The following is a 2,636-nucleotide window of genomic DNA, read 5'->3' as shown; positions in this document are numbered from 1 at the left end:
GTCATCGCCCGTGCTGCACATGCGGCGGACTGCGACGACGGACACAGTCCTCGGCGACGTCCAGATCGCTGCCGGAGACAAGGTCGTGGTGTGGTATCTGGCCGCCAATCACGATCCGAGCGTGTTCCCCGACCCGTCGCGCTTCGACATCCTGCGCTCCAACGCCCGCGATCATCAAGCTTTTGGAGCCGGTGGACCACACTTTTGCCTCGGAGCGGGGTTGGCGCGGATGGAGATACGCGTCGTGCTGGGCACACTGCTAGCTGCGTTCCCGACACTGCGTGCGACGGCTCCGCCCGATCCGCTGCGCTCGATGTTCGTCCACGGTGTCAAGGCACTGCCCTGCACCCTGGACTAACTCAGGGATCTGACCGCTGGACTGACAGGGACCATCACCGACCTTGGCGAACGGCGAATTCTGTTGCGCCGCTTTGCGTGAAGGCGGTGAATACGGGCACCCCACCGGTCGCCCTGTAGCCACCATCATGGTCATGGCGCAGTGTCACGGCATCTCGGACAGCAACCGCCGCGCCGCTTCTACGCATGGTCGCAGCCGGTCGATCGGGCTGACCCCGGACAACGCCAACGACCGTCGCGGTACCTCGATCTCGATCACGATGTCGGACGGGAGCGCGGAAAGGATGTCACGCAGGGGCAACTCGCCCTCGCCGGGCACCATGCGCTCAAACATGGCTTCTTCCATGTAGTTTTCGCTGCGCGGGCGCAGCGTGGTGTCGTTGAGTTGGGCGTACCCGATGCAAGCCGGGTCGATCGCGGCGAGATCGGCGGCGCCCGAACCCGAGCGGACCAGATGCATGGTGTCGATCAGCAAGCGGAAGTCGGGCCGCCCCACGTGTTCGAGCGCGGCGAGCGCCGTCGGCAGGTCGCCGACGGTCAGTCCCGGTACCGGTTCGAGGAGTGTCCGGATCCCGCGCTGGGCAGCCAGCTCCGTCAGCGCGGCGAATTGGTCGAAGCTGCGGGGAACGTCGGCATCGAGACTGACCACATTGATTCGGGGGACGTTCAGCTCTGCGAGCACGTCGAGATCCGGCCGGAACGCGCTCATGTCGGCGCCGGGCAGCACCAGGAAGCCGTCACCGAGCGAGATCGTCACGCCGCGGTCATTCATCGCGGCGAGCACCGTCCGACGCAGGCCGGCGTCGTCGGTGAGAGAGAAGCGGGGATAACCGAGCGGCACCAGCGGCATTCCCTGCAGCGCGGCGGAGACGAAATGGCAGCCGAGATCCGCGGCCAGGTTCACCAATTCGGCCGGGGGAAGGCCAAATACACTCAGCATCCCGATGCCGAGCCGATCCGTGCCCGTCGCGGTCATGTCACCCGGGACGACCGGCGAGTTGGGCCAATTGCGCGGCCCCCTCGGCCGTCTGGGTGGTCATGGCGATGCGCCCCGAAGTGACCGGGTCTTCGATGATCGGCGCCTCCAAAACGAGGTCGTCGCGGACAAACGCCACATGATCCTTCAAATGGCCAGCGGTATACGACGCCCACGCCGACGCCGATGGGGGGTCGAGGATCAGGGTCACGTCGTAGAAACCCGCCGTCAGCGACTTCGGCGGATCCACATGTATGAGCCCGAGCCGCATCGTCTCCGGGCCCAGCGTGTACAAGGTGGTCCGGCCGATATCGCACGCGGTGAACGCGTCGGTGGGCGCCACGGGATGGTTCGGGTCGGTGGTCGGGCATTTCTGCGGGCCGGCCGGCTGAGACTTGTTAACGGGGCGGACGGGCAGCGGCGCGATCTGCACGCTCGGTGCGGCTGTTGCGCTTGTGGTGGGTGTTTTGGTGGTTGTGGCGCTGGTGGTCGACGTGGTGGGCGCGGCCTGGTGTCGCGTCGAGTGGCAGCCGCACACCACTGAGAAGAGCAGGCCGGCGCACGTCAGGCCGGCCACCACCGCGCGAACCTTCGCCTCGCCTCGCCGTCGGATCATTCGGCCCATTGTTCCAGCCGAAAAAAAGACCGCGGCGATGCGTGCGCAGTCGTCCTACGGCACCGGTTTCGCCCGCGCTCGGGGGTCATGAAGCGCACCCGGCCCTTTACTGACACTACGAATATAGAGTAGCGTGTCGCTCCAAGACGATGGACAAACGCCGAAAGCCCAATCCGGGGGAGCGCCGCCGCGACTTATGCGATGCGGCCATTCAGCTGTTGGCCGACGACGGCGCGAAGGGCTTGAGCCATCTCAAGGTCGACCGCAAGGCCGGCGTCCCCGACGGCACCACGTCGTTTTACTTCCGCACCCGCTCCGCGCTGCTGAGCGCGGTGGCCGAGCGGCTGGCCGACGTGGACCTCGCCGACCTGCAGTCCGTCGCCGACGACTCGGACGGCAGGGGTGAGAACCCGTCGCCCTCCCGGCTGTCCCAGGTGGTCATCCGATCCGGCGACGAGCCGCAGTTGTTCCGGACCAAGGCGCGCTACGAGCTGACGATGCAGGCCGCGCGTGATCCGTCACTGGCCGCGATCCTGCAGCGGGCCACGGACGAATTCACCAAGCTGCACCGTGAAATCCTGGTTCAGCTCATGCCGCACGGCGCGGACCTGGAACCCGCCGTCGTCGAGGACCTGAGCAACGTGACGCTGACGTTCATCAACGGGCTGCTCGTGCGGTTCGCCCACG

At 66.7% G+C, this 2,636-nt stretch carries 4 protein-coding genes; 2 read left to right on the top strand and 2 right to left on the bottom strand.

Features of this window, described 5'->3' with window-relative positions; all coding sequences use genetic code 11:
* Window positions 1-358 (top strand): cytochrome P450 (locus A9X05_RS09820; protein WP_156736605.1); only part of this gene is annotated, 358 nt, incomplete at its 5' end.
* Between the two features lie 144 nt (window positions 359-502).
* Here the strand turns inward: A9X05_RS09820 and A9X05_RS09815 are convergent.
* Both A9X05_RS09815 and A9X05_RS09810 read right to left on the bottom strand, forming a co-directional pair.
* Window positions 503-1,333, bottom strand: a complete 831-nt coding sequence (locus A9X05_RS09815) for a sugar phosphate isomerase/epimerase (protein WP_067750182.1) — start codon at window positions 1,331-1,333, stop codon at window positions 503-505.
* Between the two features lies 1 nt (window position 1,334).
* Window positions 1,335-1,949 carry a preprotein translocase subunit SecD gene (locus A9X05_RS09810; protein ID WP_067780953.1) on the bottom strand — a complete coding sequence of 205 codons (615 nt, stop codon included), beginning with the start codon at window positions 1,947-1,949 and terminating at the stop codon, window positions 1,335-1,337.
* A gap of 149 nt (window positions 1,950-2,098) precedes the next feature.
* Here A9X05_RS09810 and A9X05_RS09805 point away from each other — a divergent pair.
* On the top strand, window positions 2,099-2,636 hold a 538-nt coding region (locus A9X05_RS09805; protein WP_067780950.1), incomplete at its 3' end, for a TetR/AcrR family transcriptional regulator.

The organism is Mycobacterium sp. E3298, from assembly GCF_001666895.1.
In the GTDB taxonomy this organism is placed as follows: Bacteria; Actinomycetota; Actinomycetes; order Mycobacteriales; family Mycobacteriaceae; genus Mycobacterium.
The sequence above is the reverse complement of the archived record's forward strand: the minus strand, read 5'-3'. Positions and strand labels throughout refer to the sequence as shown.

What these genes read in the sequence shown, in the direction of transcription:
- A9X05_RS09810 (WP_067780953.1), bottom strand. Translation starts at nt 1,949, where the DNA reads ATGATCCGACGGCGAGGCGAGGCGAAGGTTCGCGCGGTGGTGGCCGGC.
- A9X05_RS09815 (WP_067750182.1), bottom strand. Translation starts at nt 1,333, where the DNA reads ATGACCGCGACGGGCACGGATCGGCTCGGCATCGGGATGCTGAGTGTA.